The sequence below is a fragment of the Sphingobium sp. CECT 9361 genome (genome assembly GCF_918741285.1).
Taxonomy (GTDB): domain Bacteria; phylum Pseudomonadota; class Alphaproteobacteria; order Sphingomonadales; family Sphingomonadaceae; genus Sphingobium.
In genome coordinates, this window is the sequence record NZ_CAKKNC010000028.1 from 14022 (window position 1) to 34061 (window position 20040).

At 60.6% G+C, this 20040-nt stretch carries 17 protein-coding genes, 1 tRNA gene and 1 pseudogene; 10 read left to right on the top strand and 9 right to left on the bottom strand.

The genetic code is table 11. The features are described from left to right. Positions 1–43: 43 nt before the first annotated feature. Genes LQ220_RS22045 through LQ220_RS22055 form a run of 3 tightly spaced genes read left to right on the top strand, consistent with a single transcriptional unit; the run spans position 44 to position 3500 of the window. Positions 44–1591 carry a tyrosine-type recombinase/integrase gene (locus LQ220_RS22045; protein WP_029548014.1) on the top strand — a complete coding sequence of 516 codons (1548 nt, stop codon included), beginning with the start codon at positions 44–46 and terminating at the stop codon, positions 1589–1591. After that, on the top strand, positions 1585–2499 hold the full coding sequence (locus LQ220_RS22050; RefSeq protein ID WP_037517935.1) for a tyrosine-type recombinase/integrase: 915 nt from the start codon (positions 1585–1587) through the stop codon (positions 2497–2499). The genes LQ220_RS22045 and LQ220_RS22050 overlap by 7 nt, the downstream gene beginning before the upstream one ends. Continuing rightward, positions 2496–3500, top strand: coding sequence for a tyrosine-type recombinase/integrase (locus LQ220_RS22055; RefSeq protein ID WP_010339697.1), 1005 nt, complete (start codon positions 2496–2498; stop codon positions 3498–3500). The genes LQ220_RS22050 and LQ220_RS22055 overlap by 4 nt, the downstream gene beginning before the upstream one ends. A gap of 138 nt (positions 3501–3638) precedes the next feature. Here the strand turns inward: LQ220_RS22055 and LQ220_RS22060 are convergent, their stop codons facing one another. From LQ220_RS22060 to LQ220_RS22075, 4 genes are all read right to left on the bottom strand, one after another. Continuing rightward, entirely contained in the window at positions 3639–4325 is a 687-nt protein-coding gene (locus LQ220_RS22060; protein WP_290369080.1) for a strawberry notch-like NTP hydrolase domain-containing protein, read from the bottom strand. A gap of 64 nt (positions 4326–4389) precedes the next feature. Next, entirely contained in the window at positions 4390–5433 is a 1044-nt protein-coding gene (locus tag LQ220_RS22065) for an IS110-like element ISShsp1 family transposase (protein ID WP_010336579.1), read from the bottom strand. After that, on the bottom strand, positions 5412–7514 hold the full coding sequence (locus tag LQ220_RS22070; RefSeq protein ID WP_230190258.1) for a strawberry notch-like NTP hydrolase domain-containing protein: 2103 nt from the start codon (positions 7512–7514) through the stop codon (positions 5412–5414). The genes LQ220_RS22065 and LQ220_RS22070 overlap by 22 nt, the downstream gene beginning before the upstream one ends. A 40-nt stretch (positions 7515–7554) precedes the next feature. Then, a complete protein-coding gene (locus LQ220_RS22075) occupies positions 7555–8484 on the bottom strand; it encodes a toprim domain-containing protein (protein ID WP_230190259.1) in 930 nt (309 codons plus the stop codon). 124 nt (positions 8485–8608) lie between these two features. Here LQ220_RS22075 and LQ220_RS22080 point away from each other — a divergent pair, with 124 nt between their 5' ends. Further along, on the top strand, positions 8609–9265 hold the full coding sequence (locus LQ220_RS22080; RefSeq protein ID WP_230190260.1) for a lytic transglycosylase domain-containing protein: 657 nt from the start codon (positions 8609–8611) through the stop codon (positions 9263–9265). An 87-nt stretch (positions 9266–9352) separates the two neighbouring features. Here LQ220_RS22080 and LQ220_RS22085 read toward each other — a convergent pair whose 3' ends face one another. Continuing rightward, positions 9353–10624, bottom strand: a complete 1272-nt coding sequence (locus tag LQ220_RS22085) for a site-specific integrase (RefSeq protein WP_230190261.1) — start codon at positions 10622–10624, stop codon at positions 9353–9355. Between the two features lie 94 nt (positions 10625–10718). Between LQ220_RS22085 and LQ220_RS22090 the strand changes: the two genes are divergently transcribed. Continuing rightward, positions 10719–10800 (top strand) — tRNA-Lys (locus tag LQ220_RS22090). A 349-nt stretch (positions 10801–11149) separates the two neighbouring features. Here LQ220_RS22090 and LQ220_RS22095 read toward each other — a convergent pair. Next, positions 11150–12070, bottom strand: a complete 921-nt coding sequence (locus LQ220_RS22095; protein ID WP_230190262.1) for a DUF4238 domain-containing protein — start codon at positions 12068–12070, stop codon at positions 11150–11152. A 1-nt stretch (position 12071) separates the two neighbouring features. After that, a complete protein-coding gene (locus tag LQ220_RS22100) occupies positions 12072–12935 on the bottom strand; it encodes a hypothetical protein (RefSeq protein ID WP_230190263.1) in 864 nt (287 codons plus the stop codon). A gap of 426 nt (positions 12936–13361) precedes the next feature. Between LQ220_RS22100 and LQ220_RS22105 the strand changes: the two genes are divergently transcribed. Continuing rightward, positions 13362–13526, top strand: a complete 165-nt coding sequence (locus tag LQ220_RS22105) for a hypothetical protein (protein WP_230190264.1) — start codon at positions 13362–13364, stop codon at positions 13524–13526. A gap of 85 nt (positions 13527–13611) precedes the next feature. Then, positions 13612–14925, top strand: coding sequence for an RES domain-containing protein (locus LQ220_RS22110; RefSeq protein ID WP_230190265.1), 1314 nt, complete (start codon positions 13612–13614; stop codon positions 14923–14925). Positions 14926–14973: 48 nt separating this feature from the next. Here the strand turns inward: LQ220_RS22110 and LQ220_RS22115 are convergent, their stop codons facing one another. Further along, positions 14974–17196 carry a hypothetical protein gene (locus LQ220_RS22115; protein ID WP_230190266.1) on the bottom strand — a complete coding sequence of 741 codons (2223 nt, stop codon included), beginning with the start codon at positions 17194–17196 and terminating at the stop codon, positions 14974–14976. Positions 17197–17394: 198 nt separating this feature from the next. On the opposite strand from LQ220_RS22115, the gene LQ220_RS22120 reads away from it, so the two are divergent. The 3 genes and pseudogenes from LQ220_RS22120 to LQ220_RS22130 all read left to right on the top strand — a co-directional run. Then, on the top strand, positions 17395–17589 hold the full coding sequence (locus tag LQ220_RS22120) for a hypothetical protein (protein ID WP_230190267.1): 195 nt from the start codon (positions 17395–17397) through the stop codon (positions 17587–17589). Positions 17590–17604: 15 nt separating this feature from the next. Next, positions 17605–18225: an OB-fold-containig protein gene (locus tag LQ220_RS22125; RefSeq protein ID WP_230190268.1), complete on the top strand. Its 621-nt coding sequence runs from the start codon at positions 17605–17607 to the stop codon at positions 18223–18225. A 33-nt stretch (positions 18226–18258) separates the two neighbouring features. Then, positions 18259–19899 (top strand): annotated as a pseudogene (locus LQ220_RS22130) (flotillin domain-containing protein); the annotation flags it as partial. A gap of 48 nt (positions 19900–19947) precedes the next feature. On the opposite strand, the gene LQ220_RS22135 reads toward LQ220_RS22130, so the two are convergent. Continuing rightward, positions 19948–20040: integrase catalytic subunit (locus LQ220_RS22135; protein ID WP_230190142.1), on the bottom strand; the 93-nt coding region annotated here is incomplete at its 5' end.

The following is a 20040-nucleotide window of genomic DNA, read 5'->3' on the forward strand; positions in this document are numbered from 1 at the left end:
ATAATTACGGTTCCCTCGACCTGAACAAGTCGAAGGAACCACCATGAGAACAAGATCATCAGAGCTGTTTTGTCCGGCACAGCTCCGGATCGAAGATCCGCCGAGCTCAGATGCCCTATTCAACGCCTTCCTCTCCTCTCTGTGGGTCAAGGAGGAAGCGGCCTGTTCGATCCTGTACAGTGCAGCGATCCGTCATTTCCTGCATTGGCTGGATGTGCATGCCATCCCGGTCAGTACGCTCGGCGATCAAGTCGTCCGACGGTTCGAGAAGCACCGTTGTCGGTGCCACGGATACTCGGCTCAGCAAGCCGCCTATAAGACTGATCAGGCTGCGCGGGTCCGGCGCTTTGTCCGGTTCCTCGAAGATCAAGGGTATATCGAAGTCGACGATGGGATCGACGATCTCCCCCGTCACCTCACCGACTACTCCGATGCAATCGACAGCCTGCAACTCGCCCCTGGAGTGGCACAGGGCTACCGGTCGGAAGCCGAGCATATTGTGGCTTGGCTTCGCATCAAGCGGCAGTCGTGGGCCGATGTCGATGACGCGATCCTCGACCAGTACGCGGCGCATGGTTGCCGCTGTCCGGTCTGGCGCAAGCGGGGCAAGCTCGTCGCCTCGGGCGCGAAGCGGCGGCGGCGTGGCGCTCGGCACTTCGTCGAGTTCTTGCGCGGCCGGGGTGTCATCCCTTCAGTCGAACCGGTGTCGGATGACGACCCGCACATGGCGGCATATCTGGCATGGCTCAAGCAACACCGCGGCGCGACCGATGAGACGATCCGGCGCTACCGGGCCGATATCAGGCGGCTCATGCCTATGCTCGGCGACCCTTCACAATGGGATGCAGCCGTCCTCAGGCGTGCGTTTCAACAACGAAGCAAGGAGACGCCGGGTTCTGCATCACTGCTCGTCACGATAATGAGGAGCTATATTCGGTTCCTGGTCGTGCAGGGTGTTTGCCGTCCAGCTTTGTTGCACGCGATCCCATCAGTGCAACGCTACCGTCTTTCGACGCTGCCCCGGCACGTCAACCCGGCAACGATCGAGCAGATCATCGGCGCATGTCCGACTGATCGCCCGGTGGAAGTTCGGGACAAGGCCATCATTCTCCTGCTCGCCCGGCTTGGCCTGCGTGCCGGTGATATTCGGGATATGCACCTCGACGATATCGACTGGCGCTCGGGCCACCTGACGGTCAAGGGCAAGGCGCGTCGGCCTGATCGTCTGCCATTGCCTCAGGACGTCGGTGACGCGATCCTGGACTACATTGCCACGGCGCGTCCCAAGACCGCCGATCCGCATCTGTTCGTGCGCGCGCAAGCCCCGTTCCGTTCGTTCCGCTCATCGGCGGAGATCGCCGGCATCGTTGCACGCACGCATGAGCGCGGCGGGATCGAAGGCGTGCCGACCGGATCGCACATTTTCCGGCATTCGCTTGCCACCAACTTGCTGCGCGCGGGCGCAGGGCTGGAGTCCGTTGGAACGATCCTGCGCCACAGCTCGCCCGAGACCACCGCCATCTACGCCAAGGTCGACCTGCCGATGCTCATGAAGATCGCGCAGCCATGGCCGGGAGAACCGTCATGCTGAACACGCACATTGCCAGATACGTCTCGCTGTATCGCGGCTTGGGGCGGAAGTTCTCGGAACAGGAACGACTGCTGCGCCAATACGCCGCTTTCGCCGAACGCTTCGGTGACCGGCACACCCGAGTGCAGCGCATCTACGACTGGTGCCACACGGCAAGCTCGCAGAACGTGGCTCGCCATAGGTACGACGCTGCTCGTAATTTCAGCCTTTTCGCTCACGCCGAGGACCCAGACCACGAAGTCCCGCCTGTCGGCGTTTTCGGCCGGGGGAAGCGGCCACGTCCCACTCCGACCATCATCGAACCGGACCAGGTGCGGGCGATCATGGCGGCGGCATTGAACGTTCCGCCCCATGGCACGATTAGCCCATACACGTACCATTACCTGTTCGGCCTGCTCGCGGCGACAGGTCTCCGGATTTCCGAGGCTCTCGCCCTACAGTGCGACGATCTGGTCGAGGATGGGCTGGTCGTCCGCAACGGCAAGTTCGGCAAGCAGCGGCTGATCGCCTTGCAGCCATCGACGCGCCAAGCACTCGAAGCCTACATTGCGATCCGCGCGAAGCACCCGGCCAAGTGTAATGACCTGTTCGTCACTATCCGGGGGCGGGCGCCGCACAAGGTGCGCGCCCACGTCGTGTTCGTCAGGTTGGCCCGGCTTCTCGGATATCGTGGAGCAACCGGTACGGCAGGCATGCGACTCCACGATCTGCGACATACGTTCGCTGTTCGCTCGCTTGAGTCCTGCCCGCGTGACAGGGAGGCCATTGCCCACCACATGGCCGGTCTCAGTGTCTACCTGGGGCACGCGTCGATCGCCAACACGTACTGGTATCTCGAAGCCACGCCAGTGCTGCTGCGCGACATTGCGGCTGCAAGCGAGCAACTTTTTCAAGGAGAAGCGGCATGACGGCGCTTGCTCCCCATCTCTCGGCATATCTGCGGGAACATCTGCCGCGCGAACGCGCCGTCAGCCCGCACACGGTGAAGACCTATGCCAACTGCTTCGTCCTCCTCGTCCAGTTCGCTGCCGATCGGCTGAAGCGCCGACCGACCGATCTAGAGGTTGAGGATCTCGACACAGACATGATCATGGCCTTCCTCGATCATGTCGAGATCGGCCGCGGCAGCTGCGTGCGGACCCGCAATGGCAGGCTCGCCGCGATCCGATCCTTCTTCCGATACATCGAGTACCGGATTCCAGCCTGCCTCGATCAGGCACTCCGTGTCAGAGCAATCCCGACCAAGAAGACAGACAAGGCGCTGATCGATTATCTCGACCGGGCCGAGATCAAGGCTTTGCTCGATACACCCGATCCCCGGACACGCCTCGGCACCCGTGATCGCGCGATGCTGCATCTTACCTATGCTGGCGGACTGAGGGTGTCGGAACTCGTAACGCTGCAACTGGGCGATTTCCCGGACCGCTCCCTGTCCACCATGCACATCATGGGCAAAGGGCGACGTGAACGGGTCCTGCCGCTGTGGAAGGAGACCCAGATCGCATTGCGCGCATGGCTTGCGATCCGGCCTCAAGTTGAGGTCACCGAGATATTCCTCAATGCCAACGGGCAGCCGATGACCCGCGACGGATTTGCGTTCCGATTGGCCGAGCACGTCAAGACGGCAGCGACGAAGCAGCCGTCGATCCTTGGGAAGCGCGTCACACCCCACGTGCTTCGTCATTCTTGCGCGATGCACACGCTCGCGGCGACGGGGGACATTCGCAAGGTCGCATTATGGCTCGGCCACGCCAGTATCCAGAGCACCGAGACCTACTTGCGCGCCGATCCCGAAGAGAAGCTGCAGATTCTCGCAGCCCACGGTGCCCCTGCGATCAAGCCGGGGCGCTTCAAGCCGCCTTCCGACGCCTTGATCACAATGCTCACTGACGTTCGAAGGCGGGCCTGACCCGTCTCCGAACACTCTCTCTAACCCTCATAATATCTGGAGTGAAATCATGGAAAACCGAAGGAAACCTGCGCCTCGCGCCGCCACGCTCGACATAAACTGCGACTGCAAAGAATATGTGTAATGTTGAGCTCAACATTACACGTATTCCCGCGGGGACAGGTCGATCTCCAGAGTTTCGCGCTCCTCGTCTGACAGGTCGGCAAGTCGGCGGTCGAGCATGGCTTCTGCCGTCGAGACCAGCTGGACGACAACAGCGTGACCGTCGGCAATCGCCGTATCGATCGCAGGCAGCAGGCTCGGGAGCTTCATAGACAGAAGCAGCTGTGCGAAGAAGCGCTGCTTGGTTCCCTCGAAGATCGACAGCGCTGCAGACTTGGCACCCGAGTTGAGCGTGCCGCCGGTCGCGCTGTCGACGATCCGCGTGGCTTCCAGCGCTTCGCGCAGGTTGGCGTGAATGATCGCCCAGGCCTCAGCATAGGCATCGTAGACCGCGATCTGGTCCTCGGTCAGGCAATGCTCGAGGATCTCATACTCGACACCGGCGAACGAAAGGGCCCGGGCGGTGTAGAGGCCGAGTGATTTGAGATCCCGCGCGACCAGTTCCATATGTGGACGGCTCCCTCTTGCAAGGGCTGAACGGAAAATTTGATCGGATCGCTTGCTTCCATATGTCCGGCCTTTCGGTGCGGTCGCACGTGACCGCTGGCCAAGATGGTTTCCGCGGTGTGTGTTCCCAACACGGCAGCGGCCTGTGATGGCCACTGGAACTGACGGAGTGTCACACGCCTCGGATCGATCGATCGCACCATCTGCTCTCTTCATGCAAGATCACGGATCAGCTCAGTACGATAGCATTGATATTCTGCTCATCGCTCCTGGCTAATTCTTATGCTGCTACCGCAGTAAGGGCGGGCGGCGCGACGCATTGGTATCGCTCGCCGCTCACCATGAGTTTCCACGCGACACGTGCGGCTTTGTTAGCAACGGCAACCGCAACGAGCTTAGGTGATTTTCGTCCAATCAAGCCGATAAGCCATGGTGTGAGATTCCTACCTCGCCCATTGCGGGCGTGCTGAACGACTGCGGTAGCTCCGACCACGAGCGTGCTTCTGAGAAGCTCATCACCAGCGCGAGTGATAACGCCGTGTCTTGTCTTGCCGGCGGTCGAGTGATCTTTAGGGGTCAGGCCCATCCATGCCGCAAAATCCCGACCGGATTTGAATAGATGCGGATCGGGCGTTTTCATCATGAGCAAGGTCGCGCCGATAGGCCCAACGCCGGGAATTTTGGCCAGTCGCTGACTACATTCGTCGTTGCGATGCCATTCCATCAGCTTCGCGTCGATCCGTTCGATCTCGCACTGGAGCTGCGCATATTCCTTTCCCTGCAGGGCAAAAAGTTCGCGCGCCAATTCGGGTATCGTTTCATCTGCCGCGATGCGCTCGAGAAGCGGTACGACGCGACATGCACCCGTCGCCGCAGTGATGCCGAACTCCGCGCCATACCCTCGTATAGCGTTGACGAGCTGGGTGCGCTTCTGGATGAGCCTTTCGCGCACCCCGACCAACATGAGCGCCGCCTGTTGTTCTGCAGTCTTTACTGGAACGAAGCGCATTGTTGGGCGGCTCACCGCTTCGCAGAGAGCTTCGGCATCCGCCGCGTCGTTCTTGCCGCGCTTGACGTAGGGCTTCGCTAATTGCGGCGCGATCAACCTTACGTCATGCCCGAGCGATCCGAGAAGACGAGCCCAATGATGTGAACTGCCGCATGCCTCGATAGCGACGACGGTGGGTGGCAGCTTTTCGAAAAACCGAACCATTTCCCGGCGCGTCAACTTCTTGCGCAGCACTGCCTTCTCCGCTGCATCGACGCCATGCAGTTGAAAAACGTTCTTTGACGTATCCATGCCTATGCGGGTAATTTGCTCCACGGGCGGCTCCCTTGATTGAGTCTTGCAACGCACTCACTCTGGCACATTGCGATGCCGTTGGGAGCCGTCCACCCCAACATGGCTGCAATTCCGCCATCGCGAATGTCGGCGACGAAGGCCTCGCGATTGGCAAACGCGGTCTCCGGACCCCAGAGCCCGAGGCGCGTTGCATAGGCCAGGTTGTTAACGTCGGACGCTCCGGTGGCCGAGGCGTAGAGCACCCTTGCCCGGGGCAGGAGGTTCTGCAGGCGCACCCCGGCAATGCCCTGCTCCGATCCTTTGACCTTGCCCCGCGATCCCTCGCCGCCGGCTGCGTTAGACATGGCGTGCGCTTCGTCGAACACGATCACGCCGTCGAACCCCTCACCAGCCCATGCGATGATCTGGTCAAGCCGCGTTGCGTCGCTTCGACCCGAACGCAGCGTCGGATAGGTCACGAAGAGAATCCCGTCGCGCATCGCGATGGGGGTGCCGAGCTTCCAGGACGCCAGAGGTTGGATGTCGATCGGGAGACCGCCTAGCGCAGTCCAGTCGCGGCGAGCATCTTCGAGCAACGCCTCGTTCTTCGAAATCCAGATATGGCGGCGTTCCCCGCGCACCCAGCGGTCGAAAATGACGCTCGCGACCTGGCGGCCCTTACCAGCGCCGGTGCCGTCCCCAAGGAAATAGCCCTGCCGGTAGATATGACCTTCAGCCGAGGCATTGAGCGAACAGCCCTTGTCCTCGGGTTCGAACCGGCCAGGCAAATCGCGCGCATGGGCGCTTGCGGCATAGATCAGAGTCTCTGCCTGGGCAGCCGACAGCAGCCCCTTCGCAATCAACCCGTCGGGAAGCTGCGGTATTCCGTCTGGCTTAGGTGCAGAAATCGACCCCATGGCAACGGATTCAACGAGCGGCGTCGGATGCCCGGCCGCGCCATCGATAACGATTCTGCTCGGACGATAGGGCAGATAGTGGCCGACCTGATGGTCAAGCGGCGCAGGGGCTTCGAGCGACTGGTAGGTGAGCGACCCAATGGCGGAGGCTGCAGGAGTGATCCTTGCTGGTGTCGGCTGCGGCCTGCGCGGCGCGGCGACCAGAAGGAACGGGGCACGAGCCGGAAGGCTCGACTTCTGGGGAGCAGCCTCCGGGCTGGCGCGAGCCGGCAAGGCATCAACAAGATCGACCAGCTGGCGGAACTCGTTCGTGCGAATAGCGATGGGCTCGTTGGCACCTTCCACCTTATCGAGAACCAGCAGCCGCGTGGTGATCCCGGTGCCATTCTTGATAAAGGCACGTTCAACCGCGGCATTGAGCCGCATCGACACTGGCCCCTTCGCCCCGGCCAGAAACCGCGCGCAATCGAACCATTCAGGCATGATCGCGACCAGCCGCCCGCCGGGGGCAAGCCGGTTCCAGGCCGAGCGCAGATGCCTCGCTCCGGTGCGGCCATCGTGGCCCCGCTCGATCCCATGAGAATATGGCGGGTTCATCAGCACGACGCTCGGTGCGATGACCGGATCGAGCAATTCGTCGATGAGCTCGGCATCATGCCCGGTCACGCGGGCAGCCGGGAACGCAGCAGTCAGGCAGTCGCGGCGCAGCGGCGAGATTTCGTTCAAGGCAAGGCGCGTGCCGGCTTTGGCAGACCAGACCGCGAGCATCCCCGTTCCGGCCGATGGTTCGAGCACGAGCTCATCGGGTATCAGCCCACAGGCCCGTGCGGCAAGCCAGGCCAGGCGCGGCGGCGTTGCGAATTGCTGCCATTCGATCTGCTCGTCGCTGCGATTGGTCTGGGTCGGAATTCGGTCATCGAGGGAGAAGAAGAACTGTTCCGCCTCGTCGATCGGGCTCGCGAGCTGGATCTGATCGAACGCTTGCAGGTATTGAACCTGTGCCAGCTCTAGAGCTGCGTGGGCGTCACGCACCGACCAACGCCCGAGAGCATCGCTGCCCCCGAAGTGCTCGCTCATGATACGCGTCACGTCGCTGCGTGACAGCGCGCGGCCAGCTGCGAGCTCTGAAGCCATGATCTGGGCCGCCGTCGCAACAGCGGGCGGTGATGGTTCATCGAATGCAAAAGCGAGGGAAGAATTGGACATGGGAACCTCCTGACGAGGTCCTGCGGCGGGCAGGCCTCAATCAGCCAAAGGCCCCCTCCCCTCTGCCCAACGGATCAGGTTTACCGGCAAGCCGGGACTTCAGCTCATCGTTCCAGTCAAAACCGGGCGAGGCCGGTGCTCGTGAGTGGATGACACGATGAGGCGCAGCGTAAGCCTTCAGCGCTCGCTGTTCCGCGAGAGCGCCTCCGGCATCATTGTCGATGAACAGATGGAGTTCACCCACGCTCTCCGGGATCGCAACAAGGCCGAAGCGCTCATTCCCGAGCGTTGCCCAGCAAGGGATGTCAAACAGCTGCATTGCTGAGAGGGCGCTCTCGATACCTTCGGCAAGTCCAAGACGCCCTTGCACCGGCGACACCAGTCTGACGGCGCCACAGCCTAGGGTGCCAAGCGCACGCTTGGGCCGCTCGAAAGCGGCAAGCTTGCCGCTCGCCAAGTCGAGAAAGGTTCGGTGTACCGCGATTATACCAATGTCGGTTGTTACTGCGGCCAGCATCGCGGGGAGAAATTGGACAGCGCCGCGCGGCCCGAGCGGCGTGCGCGCCATGTAGCGGAGTTGATCGGATCCGCGCAAAAGACCGCGATGCGCAAGGTATTGTACGGCCGGGCTGTCGGAGATCGTCGTCGCCGATTGCCACAAGCGTCGTGCATTGGGGCTGAAGTCGCCAAGACTCTTCCGTTCGATGGTCCCAGCATCTGAACCGGTGAAAAGGTCGCGGCTGCGAAAGCCCTGCCGATCCAACGCCGCAATGACGTCCTCATTCAGGCATCCCGCAAAGCAGTGAAACAGGATGGCTTTGCGCCCCAAAGTCACACTAAGCGACGGAGTTCGATCGTCATGCGCGGGGCAGCAGCACATGCCTTTGCCCCGACTCCATGTACCCTGGAGGCTTTCGACGATGATACGGGCGCGGCGTTCGAGTTGATGAGCTTTGTCTAACGGGGGCATCGACCTACTCCGGTTGCGGTGCCCTCCCCGCGCAGCCTCCGCTCTGCACTCGCGCCAAACCAATTTCCTACGTCGTTTGTTCTTTATATGTTCCACCTCGATTCGGCTAGACAAGGATCGAGAAATGACAATCAAAACTCTCTTGATCGCAGGCATCGCGATCACCTCTGCTATCCCGGCCAGTGCCCAGGAGTTGCCAACGCCAGCAACAATCGAAGCAACCGCCAGCCACTCCGTCGGCATTCGGATTGCTGAAACATCGAATGGCTTCCAGCTGGTCGAGCATGGGCTCTGGCGATCTGCCCAAGACGGCCCGGCGCCTGTTGTGACTGTGCCGCAAACTGGTCGGGTCAACTTGCCCTACAGATACGAGCGGACGGCCCAACCTGGCCCATCCGGCTTCAGGCGAGCAAGCTACCTGCCCCACATCTATGCGGCGGAAGCGAAGTATTCACTGCCCGCAGGCCTGCTCGATGCACTCGTATGGACGGAATCTCGATACAACCCGTTCGCCATCAGTCCGGCAGGCGCAGCAGGTCTCGGACAGCTGATGCCAGCAACGGCAAAAGAACTCGGGGTCTTCAATCGCTTCGATCCCATGGCCAACATCTTCGGCGCTGCGCGGTATCTAAGGCAGATGCTCGACAAGTTCGGCGTGGTTCACCTCGCGGTGGCTGCCTACAATGCGGGTCCTGGGGCGGTTGAACGCGCAGGCGGCATTCCCCGCAATGGCGAGACGCCCGGATATGTCCGCGACGTCCTGCGCCGTTGGCGCTTCTAAAGATCGGCTCGAAATGGCTGGCGCAGGGCCCATCGTCCTGCGGTTTCTGGCTGGGTGGTTTTGTAGCGGATTCGATCCCCTCTGAAATTAGCCGTCTTTGGCCTCGGATGGGTACTTGGCTGCGATCTGCATTACCTCCTTACCCCACAACGCCAACGCCTCTCGTTTCTCGTTGGTATACTGGTGACGGTGATAGACCCCAGCGACGCCAGCCATAGCTGATCCTGACTGGTGATTGAGGACCGCCTCAGAAACCACCAGGGGTATGCCAAGACGCTGGAGACCGGTTGCCACCGTCCGTCGAATATCATGCATTGTGAAGTGACCGGCCTCATAGCCAAGCTTCTCGTCCACGCTTGCTCTGATCCGCTTCCAGGCCTTCGATAGTCCGCTGACGCTGTTCGTATTGGTGACCTTCGATGCCAACAGAATCTGGGATTGCTTGTGGGCCTCGTCGGGGTCGATGCCAGCCGCCATGAATATCTCGGTGATGATTGCCAGGGCCTGCGCGGATAGCGGCACCACATTCGCCTTGCCGTTTTTTGCTCGGTCGCCCGGAACTGTCCAGACTTTCGCCTTGAAATCGAACTCGTCGCACGCTGCATCGAGCACCTCGCCCCGGCGCTGAGCCGTAAGGATAAGCATCTGCACGAGATGACCGAACGGATAGCCATCCTCGACCGCAGATTGCCACAGTGCAGCAAGCTCACGGTCGCTGAGTACACGGTCGCGAGGTTCATTCCGCTTCGGGCGCCACGCATCCCGACAAGGATTGGCGGGCATATGCTCAAGTCTGGTGAGCGCCCACGTGTAGAATGTCGAAAGATGGCGAAACACGATCCGCGCCATCGTCAGGGTTTCCTTGCCCCGCTCGAACGCAATTCTCTCAATGAAGCGGCTCACGTCACTTCGGGTTATGGAGTCTGCGAGCCGGTCTCCAATCTCGGGCTCAATATACTTTCGGAACACCCGATCGAACTCCCTCGCGCTCCGCTTTTTGCCCTCGATCTGCTGAGCAAGGTACGTCTCGTAGAGCTCCGCGACTGTCCCTACGCCTTTTGACCCCTTCCTCTTTGCGCCCGCTTTTCTGGCGATGCTCTTGCCCTGCTCGACATCGACAAGCAGATCGCGCGCCTTCTTGCGGGCATGGGCCAGTGTAAAGCTCGGCCCATGGCGTCCGATTGTCACATTCAACCATTTGCCCTGAACCCGCTTGCGCAGAATGTACGTCTTGATACCACTGGCACCCATGCGGAGCCTAAGGCCGGGTACGATACCATCGGCGAGCTCAATCTGACCCGCAGTCGGCGCCTTTAGCCCTGCGATCTTTGCGTCCGTCAAACCTACTTTGTTCGCCATATGTACCTGCTACCTTAGGTAGCTTTTTGTAGTGGATACTGGCGAACATTTCAAGAACAATGCGGACTATGAATCCCAGATTTCCGCCATTTTTGGACACATACGGACGCGCTAGGACCCTCTGATCATGGCTCTTAATCAGCGGGTCCTTGGTTCGAGCCCAAGTGCGTCCACCATATTTTTCAGATACTTACGGAAAAACATACGGTGCCATTCCGACACCGTGCCGAACCCCATTCCGACAATTTGCTGACGCCGGCTTAATCGGCGTGGGTCGGCAGCCGTCACACACCCCAATCCTAGCCCCGCTGGCGAACACAAAGCAGCCTGTTCGGGCCAGCAAAGGCCGGCTGAAACATGGAGTCTGATGCCTGTCGTTTCAGCTGTCGGCCATCGTGGCGGGCAGATCGGAAACCAACAGCGGACGGTCGGCCACCGACCAATTCTTGCCGTTCCGAGTATCATGTCAGAACGGCCGCTCGCGCTGAAACCCGCCACCTCGCACGCAATCGAGCGGCCAGTCAGCTATCCTACTGTTTCGGGTGACGGATACTTGCATTTGTTTGTGTGATAGCGAAATCCATGGGTGCTGCGGCTCTCGAACTTAAAGCCCGCCCATTCGAGATCGGACTCGAGGAACGGATCGTCAGCGAGCAGGTAGCGCGCATCGCCATGTAGCATCTGGGTGAGATACTGGCGGTTGATCACGCGTGCAGCGTCCTCCGGGAACATATTGCAGGTGAATCCTGCCGGACCACCTGCGATGACAAACGCACCCCAATGCCGGTCGAGAGTAAGCCACCAAGTCCGGAGTGAATTGAACATCTCCCCGAACACCGATTTGCGGCCGGACGCGGAAATGACGACGGCCGGGTTGGTCGAGGTACGAAGCACGATCCGCGACTGGCAGACCATGATGTTGATCGCGTCGGCATCCTCTGGTGGCATCGTGTCGAGGACCGCCTCGCGGAAGAGATGGTGGATACCGCCCGGCGTAGCCGCGAGCCTTTCGTGCATCGCGCGCTCCTCTGCCGTACACTCGGTGAGCTCGCCTGCGACGAACCGCGCATTCTCGGTCTCGATGAAGCGCAGCGTCGCAAGGTTGCGGCGCTGGAGGTGCCTCGCAAAGCCGTAGATTGGAAGGCTGTCGCTCGCGACGAGGCTGGCACAATCGCCATTCTCGATCTTTTTCCAGGTGCGACTTGCCGCGAAGGGCGTCTCGATTACCTTGTTGATCTCGCCCTCGATCGAACCGGCGATACCGTCCTCGACGAAATCGTGCAGTCCTCCCTCGTAGCCGATCGACCCAATCGATTTGCGGTCGGCGACCAGCACGTCACCGTGACGCTCGAGCACATTGACCTTGTTCGCATCGTCAGCGCAGGCGAAGCGCCGCAAGTAGAATTGCGGCACATAATGGTGGCGCTTCGGTTCGTTGTCAGCCACGCTAGCACCCCTTGCCCTTGCTAGCTTCGCTGATCCGAGCGCGCGCGGCGACAGCGAGATCTTCGAAGCGTGGCAGACTCTCGATAAAGCCGCAATTCTCAGGATTCTCGAGCCGGTAGGGCGCGTCTTCCGGGATCGCGGCGAACCGCTCGACCGCATCCATGTAGCGCGGGAGGAGCCAAAGGAACTTGGCGACTACCCGTACATCTTCATGGGCCAGGCCGTTGCGCAGTAGCCCGCTCAATGTCCCCAGATAGTCTGGATAGCCATAGTCGTCCGCCCCGGCGACCGCTACCACGGCATTCCACGAGATATAGTCGATAAAGAGGTGACCATCCGCGTCCTCGGCCATGAAGTCGCGGACAAAGGCCTCTTCCTCGTTGGGCGTGTGGTCCTCGTTGCGCCGTTTGCGGGCGAGCCGGATGACAGCGGGATCCACGATCACGCGCGGATGGCAGGCGACCTTGGACTCCATTTCATAGGCCTTCACCATCGCGGGTCCGACGATGTGGCGCGAATTGTGATAAAGATCGCCGACCGTGACCGCACCGCGCAGCAGGAAGCCGCGCTCGGCCAGCGAGATGACAGTAAGTGCGATTGCGTTGATCATCCAGAACACCCCTGAACGCTCGGTGACGCGGTAGGACATCACCACCGAGTCTGAGAATTGCGTGACGCGCTGGCTCTTGAAGATGCTGGCCTCGCCGAGCGTGCCAATATCGTCCATTGCGGCGAGCAGCCTCTGCAACCCATCCGGATCGCGCTCGGTGCTAGCGACCACTTCCTTGAATCCGAGAAAGTCGATGAAGAGGAGGAGCCGGCGCTCATATTTCGGAATTGGTCTAGCGCGGGGGAGGTTAGCCAAGGTCGGTGTCCACATAGCTGAAGTGATAACCCCGCGTGATTGCGGCGAAGGCCGGGCCGCCCTCGCTGTGGATCGTGCCCGAGCGATTCAATGGAGTAAAGAACGCTTTCTCAGCGGGCGTGGCAACGTGCCTGTGCCCATAGTCGGCTCTACTACCGCAGCGAAGGAGAAGGTGTTTCGGGAGTGAAGCCGAGGAACGACAATTCCACAGACCTGCGGCCTGACGTCCCCCGTCGATATCGCGTGAATTAAAGCTGCCAACCTTCAATAGCCCCAGTCTTTGACGTTTCGAGCAGAGGTTTGCGCAGTTTTTTGGCGGGTTTTGGGTCACGCTGCCAATTGATAATTTGTCCCGGAACGGCAGTTACGTCCCACTTCGCCCCCTTCGGCCCCCAGCTCGAAAAAGCGGGGTCGACGTTCCGCAAGGTGAGTGTCACCATCCTGAAGTGGCTCGGCCGCAAGGCTGACCTGGCCATCGACGAAACCATCAAGGCCGGGATCGGCGTCGCCAAGTGGAGCGCGGTCGCGGCTTTCGCCGGCGGGTTGGCAGCTGACCTCGCGAAGCTGGCGTCCTACATACTCCCGTTTTGAAGCCGCCCGAACAAGCGCCGACGGACGATGGTAATTTCGTCGGCGCTGTGTGAGAAAGCCGTCCTCGCCGAGTTTGGGGAATGCGATGAACGTCTGTCCGGAGTGCTTCGAAAACAACACGTTGAGGCGCCGGCTGATCGAGATCCGCCCGGGCTTTCCCGACAACGAACGATGCCAGTTCCACCCTTCCCGCAAGGCAGTCCCGCTCGAAGAGGTCGGCAAGATAGTGGAGCCCGCCCTGCGCGCGAACTACGCAATCGGCGAGTGGATGTTCGAAAGTCAGGAGGGCGATGACCTCTACACTATCATCAACGAGACGACCGGTGCCGACGACGGCCAGGTGATAAACGCGCTCCTCGGCTGGCTAATCGACAACGACGACTACTGGCCGCCAGACGGCGAAGAGGCGTTCTTCGCGGATGACCAGACCTATGTCCCCATCCGACTCGACGGGTGGCGTCACGGCGCCCTGTGGCGCAAGTTCCGCGAGGCTATTCTCCACCGCCAGCGCTTCTTCAACGATCCCGCCAAGGCGTTCCTAGCCGAGATATTCGACGGCATCCAGAATCAATCGGACATCGACAGCAAGCCAGCGTTCTACCGCCTGGCCCCCGCGACTGACCCGGTCTTCTACCGCGCCCGGATCGTTGCCGACGAGGAAGCCTTCCGAACCATCGCGAAGGACCCGGCATCGCTCATGGGGCCACCGCCTCCCGCTCTGCGCCGGGCAGGTCGGATGAACGCGACCGGAATCGCGGTGTTCTACGGCGCCACCGAGAAGGACACGGCCATCGCCGAACTGCGCCCCGCCGTCGGCTCGCTGATCAGCCTAGCCGCTTTCCGCATCCACCGACCTATCCACGTCCTCGACCTCACCCGCTTCACGCGGGCCGGAAAGCAGATCGACATCTTCGCCAAGAACCAGATGGTCCGTGCCACCCAGTGGGCTTTCTTGCAGAGCTTCGCGTCCGAGATCAGCCAACCCATCCTCCCGGGCGACGAGCATCTCGAATATGTGCCCGCGCAGGTCGTGGCAGAATATCTCACGAACCAGCCAGTGCGATGGCGCGGCACCGACGTGACCCCGGACGCCATCATCTTCCGGTCGGCCCAGCGTGAAGGTGGCAAAAACATCGCCATCATGGGTGACGCTGCGACCATCTGCGCCTCCCATGCATCGGAGCCGTCCAACAGGTCCTCCGGCAAGCGTCCAGACGCCGACCTCGACTTCGTCTCCCCCCTCCCCGCACCCTTGAATGCCGGGCTCGAATATGTCGACGGCACCATCGAGCTGCTGGAGGTCGGCTCTGCGGTCTACGCCGTCGACACGCATTATGCCTCGCCCACGCTCGACCTCTCGCCGGACGATCTGGACGATCTGGACGATCCTGCCTTCTAGTTTTGCGCGTCGGCGATCAACGCCCGTCCAACTACTCCGCCAAGTTCCTTACGCCTGCATTATTCGCGACGGAAGTCCCGTCCCCTTCATCGTCCCGATGAAATCATATGCCTCTCCGGTTCGGGGCGCGAACCAATACAGCAGCAGCAGATCACGCGTCCCGCCTTGATCAAGCGCGCTGCTCGTCGCCCGCGCGATATTGGCCTGAAAGGTCTTCGGTTCGGGAGGGGGACCGATCACGAACGAGATGGTCGATGCGCGCTCCGCCTCGCCCGACGTGATTCCACTGGTGAAATAGCTGTCGACGGATCTCTCAATCATCCGCCAGCCTTCGCGCAGCAAACGGTCGGCAGCCTTTTGCGTCTCGAAGTCGAAGCTCAGAAGCCGACGACCGAACCGCGTCCAGCCTGCGGGCTTCTTGTCCTCGAGGGATCGCAATACCGCCTCCCACGTTTCGGTCCTGCGAATCGGAAAAGATAGGGTCCCCGCCGCCCTAGCCTCGCTGTAGCCATACGCGACCTTCGCGGAACGGCCATACAGCCACAGCTCGCCATTGCGTCTCACGCTCGGCACATTGAACTGCGTCTCCAGATAGAATGCTACCAGATCCAGTTCATCCGCGACATACGCCACCTGCCGCTCGAAGGTCTCACGACGGCTTAGGTAGTGGCACCGCTCGACCTGCATCGTCAGCACCTCCATGACCGTCTCCAGCTCGAATATGCTCATCGTCGGGGCTATGTCAGCCGTCTCCGGTATCAGGCCCGCCTCCTTCAGCCTCGGCCAGTGCGCAGAGAGTGGTCCGACCGAATCCAGCACCACGTTCACCCGAACGATGTCACGGATCATGTCGGCATCGATCTCCAGGACACCGTCGTCGCTCCTGAAACTCAAGACGCCGTGCGCGTCCTGCAGCATCCGCTTGAATCGGGCCGACTGGTCCGATGGATCGACAACCAGCTTCCGCAGCGCTCCCTTCAGACTGTTCAAGGCTCCGCGTCGAGCCGGACCGTCGATCTTAGCTGACTTCGCCTCGAACACGATGACCGTCTTATCGATCACCGCGACAATGTCGGATTCGTAGTTCCGGCCATCTGCCGGATCTGTCCAGAGCACCGACCTGTGTATCTCCGCGTCGGGCAGGAATGTCGTTAGGGTCGAGCGCAACTTCCGCTCCAGCCACTCTGCCCGCTCATCCTCGACCCCAGACTTCGTCGAAGGCAATCTGTTGCAGACCTCCTGAAACGTTTCTGCTAGATTGGTCCCCAGACTATGCGGGTTGCACAGAAAGTATCGGCCATCGTCCAGCTTTACGAATGGTCTCAGCCTGACAGGGTTATCAAGGTGGAGGTGCTGGAGCTGATCACCTCCGACTTCCCCGAAGCGCAAAGAGATTGTGTCGATAATCTCGAGCAAAGCTTGGCTACCCGCGACGTCGGCGGGCGCCACGAGCTCCTCGCTGGTGAACGTCATCATGGATGCAATCCGGCCTTCGGAGATCGACCACAGCCCAGCCTCGACCACACGCCGATCATGCCGGTGCGGCATCACTTCCGCCTCGACCTTAGCCGCAACCTTTGCGCTGAGCGGCTCCACGAACGCCCGGATCATCGCTATGCCAGACTTCTTTCGCATCCAGCTGCGAAGCCATGCCATGTGCGACTCAAGACGCCGGTTGATCGTCTCGATCACTCCCAGCATCACCGTGATGAGATCGTCGGGATCGCACCCGTGCTGCCGCCGGAAGGTTTCCCGCACCGCCGCCGCTAGCGCACGAGCATATTCCTCGGTCTGATGAACGTGGCGAGCGCCCCTGATCGCCATCGTCCAGTCGCGCAGCAGCGACAACAGTTCCAGCCGATCGTTGTGCTCCAGATCTGCTGTCAGCTTCAGAAGCCAAGTATGCCGGTAGGCCTGTCCATTCTCCTCTAGGAGATCGATACTGTCCTGCGTGAAGCCGGCAACGTCAATGCCAGCGCCTTCGCCATCGTCAACCCGCTCGGCCGACAGCGCCAACGCCTGCAGTATCTCTACGTGCCAGACCTCGATGCCCTTTTTGTCGGGCTCCTTCTGCAGGCCGGCGATCCTGAAGAACATTGCAAAGGCGACGCGGGCAAGCACCTCGATCGCATCGTGTTCGGTGATCAGGCCACGGAGTCGAGACAGAGTTGTCCCGTACGCCCTTTGGGCGGCGTCACCCGCTTCGTTTGCGTTGGCAATTCTTTCGGCCGTCCATCGCTTTACTTTCGGCACACCCTCCCAGTCGATCACGCGATCCCCACCTTCAATATTGCCTGACGCTTCCTTCACCATCGCGAACGACGGCAGACCGATCGCGCGTTAGGAGGATGCAATGTGCCGACGACGGCGATGTAACTCAAGACTTGCGCGGGATTTCTCGCGGGCTTTGAACTTCGGGATCGGCGGAGGCATTTCGGCGAAAGCCCACCTCGCATCAAGGATGCGCGAATGGCAGCTATCCCCGGATCGTTCTTCGAAACCTGCCAGTCCGCGTTGGGCGGGCAAGCGGACTTGGCACAACCGACCATTTTCAGCCGTTCAGTCGGTCGCTTTCAGCTCCTGATTGCAGACCGGCAGCTCTTCGATCTTCGCCTTTCGCTGCGACTGGCGTCTCCGGTTTTAGTATATTGGTCACACAACTGATGCTATGAATTGACGATGTTCTCGTTGATCTTGTCTCCCGATTATGCGGTTTTCTCGATAGCATTGGTGATCATGCTGGGTATCGGCGCGATAGAGGCGGTCGGCCTCGGCTTTGGCCATCTCGATCTCGATAATGACATCGGAACAGACGTAAATGGGCCTGGGGTGCTTGATTGGCTGGGCTTGAAAACGGGATTGCCGGTGCTGATTTGGCTGACCTCTTTGCTTGGCTGCTTCACCCTGACCGGCTTTGCGATCCAGCAGATCGCAACCGCGATTACTGGCGCACCGCTGCACTGGGCGCTCGCCAGCGGCATCGCCCTGTTCGTCGGCGGGATCGCCAACAGCTTCGCCTCGACATTACTTGCGCGGATCATGCCCGAATATGAAAGCACGGTGATCGACACCGAAGATCTTCTCATGCGGCGGGCGACTGTGGTGGAGGGCGCTTCCCGGCGTGGGCATCCTGCGCGGGCGAAGGTCGTCGATCAGCACGGGCAAGCCCATTACGTCATGGTCGAACCGCATCACGACGCAGACGTCGTCGGTCAGGGCGAAAGCGCCTTGCTCGTACGCCGGCAAGGGCCGACCTTCTTCGTTCAGCCGGATCTCGATACGCCCTTCCGGCCGCTTTAAAACATTTCGATTGATCGATCATAGGAGGACTCATTGCCTGCATCTCTACTCAACATCCTGATTTATGCAGGTATTGTCCTTCTTTCTCTCGTCATCATCGGTATCATTCTGACGCGCCTGTATCGCCGAGCGACCAAGGATGTCGCCTTGATCCGGACGGGTTTCGGTGGAGAAAAAGTGGTATTGAACGGCGGCATCATGGTCATCCCCGTCTTGCACGAATTGATGCAGGTGCGGTTGACGACGGTGAAACTGGAAGTGTCGCGCTTGAACAAGGATGCGCTGATCACGCTAGACAAGCTGCGCGTCGATGTCGTCGGCTTGTTCCATATCAAGGTGAAGCCCGACGCCCAATCGATCGCCGCTGCCGCCCAGACGCTCGGTGAATCCGTCAACAGTCCCGATGCCGTCAAGTCACTGTTGGACGGCAAGCTGGTTTCCGCGCTGCGTTCGGTCGCAGCAACGATGACGATGGAACATCTGCACGCAAATCGTGCCGACTTCATCCAGAAAGTTCAGGAAGCGCTGATGACGGATCTGGATATGAACGGCTTCCAGCTTGAATCGGTCAGCATTACGCATTTCGATCAGACCGCGTTCGAGCACTTCAACGAGAACAATGCGTTCGACGCTGAAGGCCTTACCGTGCTGACCCGTACGATCGAGGAGCGTAAAAAGATCCGCAATGACATTGTGGCGACTAACCGCGTCGAAATCGAGCAGCGCAATCTTGACGCAAACAACCAGTCTCTGGAAATTGCGCAGGCGGCTGAGCAGGCGCGCCTGACTCAGGAACAGACATTGGCGGCGCGCCGGGCCGAGCAGGCAACTGCTATCGCAACGGCCGAAGCCGAACAGACACGTCTGGCAGAAATTGCACGCATCAGCGCCGAGCAGGCGCAGACCGTCGCGCAGACAGAGGCCGACAAGATTATCCAGACGGCCACGATCGCGCGCGACGGCGCGGTGCAAACGGCAACGATAGAGCGAGATCGCAATATCGAATTGGCGCGTATCACTACGGCGGTGCAGACGGCCCAGAAATCCGAAGAAGAATCCACGGCCACCGCTGCTGCCAATGAAGCCCGCGCACTCGCCGTTCGCGCCGAGGAAAGCGTGCAAACCGCCAAGGCGACCGAAATAGCCAATCGAAACAAGAATGTGGCTGTCATCGCGGCAACGCAGCGGGCGCAAGAAGAGGCTGTTCAAATTACCGTCGCAGCCAGTGCCGACAAGGAAGCGGCCGAAGCGCGCGCCGTCGCTTTACGAACCGAGGCAACTGCTGAGGCGGATGCCGAGAAGGCGCGCGCCGAAGGCCGCGCAGCCGCGTTCAAGGTTGATGCCGCCGGTCAGACCGCCCTTAATGAAGCGACTAACATCTTAAACGATGCGCAGACCGCGTTGCTGGTCCGAAGGGCTATGTTGGAGGCGCTCCCAGCAATCATTGCTGCCGCTTCGAAGCCAATGGAGCAGATCGATAAGATCTCGATCCTCGACGCGCGTGGTCTTCACGGGGATCAGTCCATTGGTGATGCGGTATCTGGCGGTGGCGGCAACCTGGCCGATGCGGCTGTGGCCGCCGCTATGCGGTATCGCGTAGGCGGTCCGCTGATAGACGCGCTAATGGCGGAATTGGGTATGAATGGCAGCACCCTCAACGGCATGCTTGCAGGAGCGCCGCCCGTACCTGATCTGCCCCCGCGGAGTGGGCCGGTTGGTTTGTTAGTGGATTATGCTCACCATCGCCATATCCGGGCGGAGGTGGAGCGAAGCGGAACCGGAGGCCGGATATGGCGGTGAAGCCGTTTCCGGTGC

Coding starts and splice junctions, on each gene's coding strand:
- LQ220_RS22110 (WP_230190265.1), top strand. CDS start 13,612: ATGAACGTCTGTCCGGAGTGCTTCGAAAACAACACGTTGAGGCGCCGG.
- LQ220_RS22060 (WP_290369080.1), bottom strand. CDS start 4,325: ATGAAGAGAGCAGATGGTGCGATCGATCGATCCGAGGCGTGTGACACT.
- LQ220_RS22070 (WP_230190258.1), bottom strand. CDS start 7,514: ATGTCCAATTCTTCCCTCGCTTTTGCATTCGATGAACCATCACCGCCC.
- LQ220_RS22085 (WP_230190261.1), bottom strand. CDS start 10,624: ATGGCGAACAAAGTAGGTTTGACGGACGCAAAGATCGCAGGGCTAAAG.
- LQ220_RS22080 (WP_230190260.1), top strand. CDS start 8,609: ATGACAATCAAAACTCTCTTGATCGCAGGCATCGCGATCACCTCTGCT.
- LQ220_RS22120 (WP_230190267.1), top strand. CDS start 17,395: ATGGCAGCTATCCCCGGATCGTTCTTCGAAACCTGCCAGTCCGCGTTG.
- LQ220_RS22125 (WP_230190268.1), top strand. CDS start 17,605: ATGTTCTCGTTGATCTTGTCTCCCGATTATGCGGTTTTCTCGATAGCA.
- LQ220_RS22050 (WP_037517935.1), top strand. CDS start 1,585: ATGCTGAACACGCACATTGCCAGATACGTCTCGCTGTATCGCGGCTTG.
- LQ220_RS22055 (WP_010339697.1), top strand. CDS start 2,496: ATGACGGCGCTTGCTCCCCATCTCTCGGCATATCTGCGGGAACATCTG.
- LQ220_RS22075 (WP_230190259.1), bottom strand. CDS start 8,484: ATGCCCCCGTTAGACAAAGCTCATCAACTCGAACGCCGCGCCCGTATC.
- LQ220_RS22045 (WP_029548014.1), top strand. CDS start 44: ATGAGAACAAGATCATCAGAGCTGTTTTGTCCGGCACAGCTCCGGATC.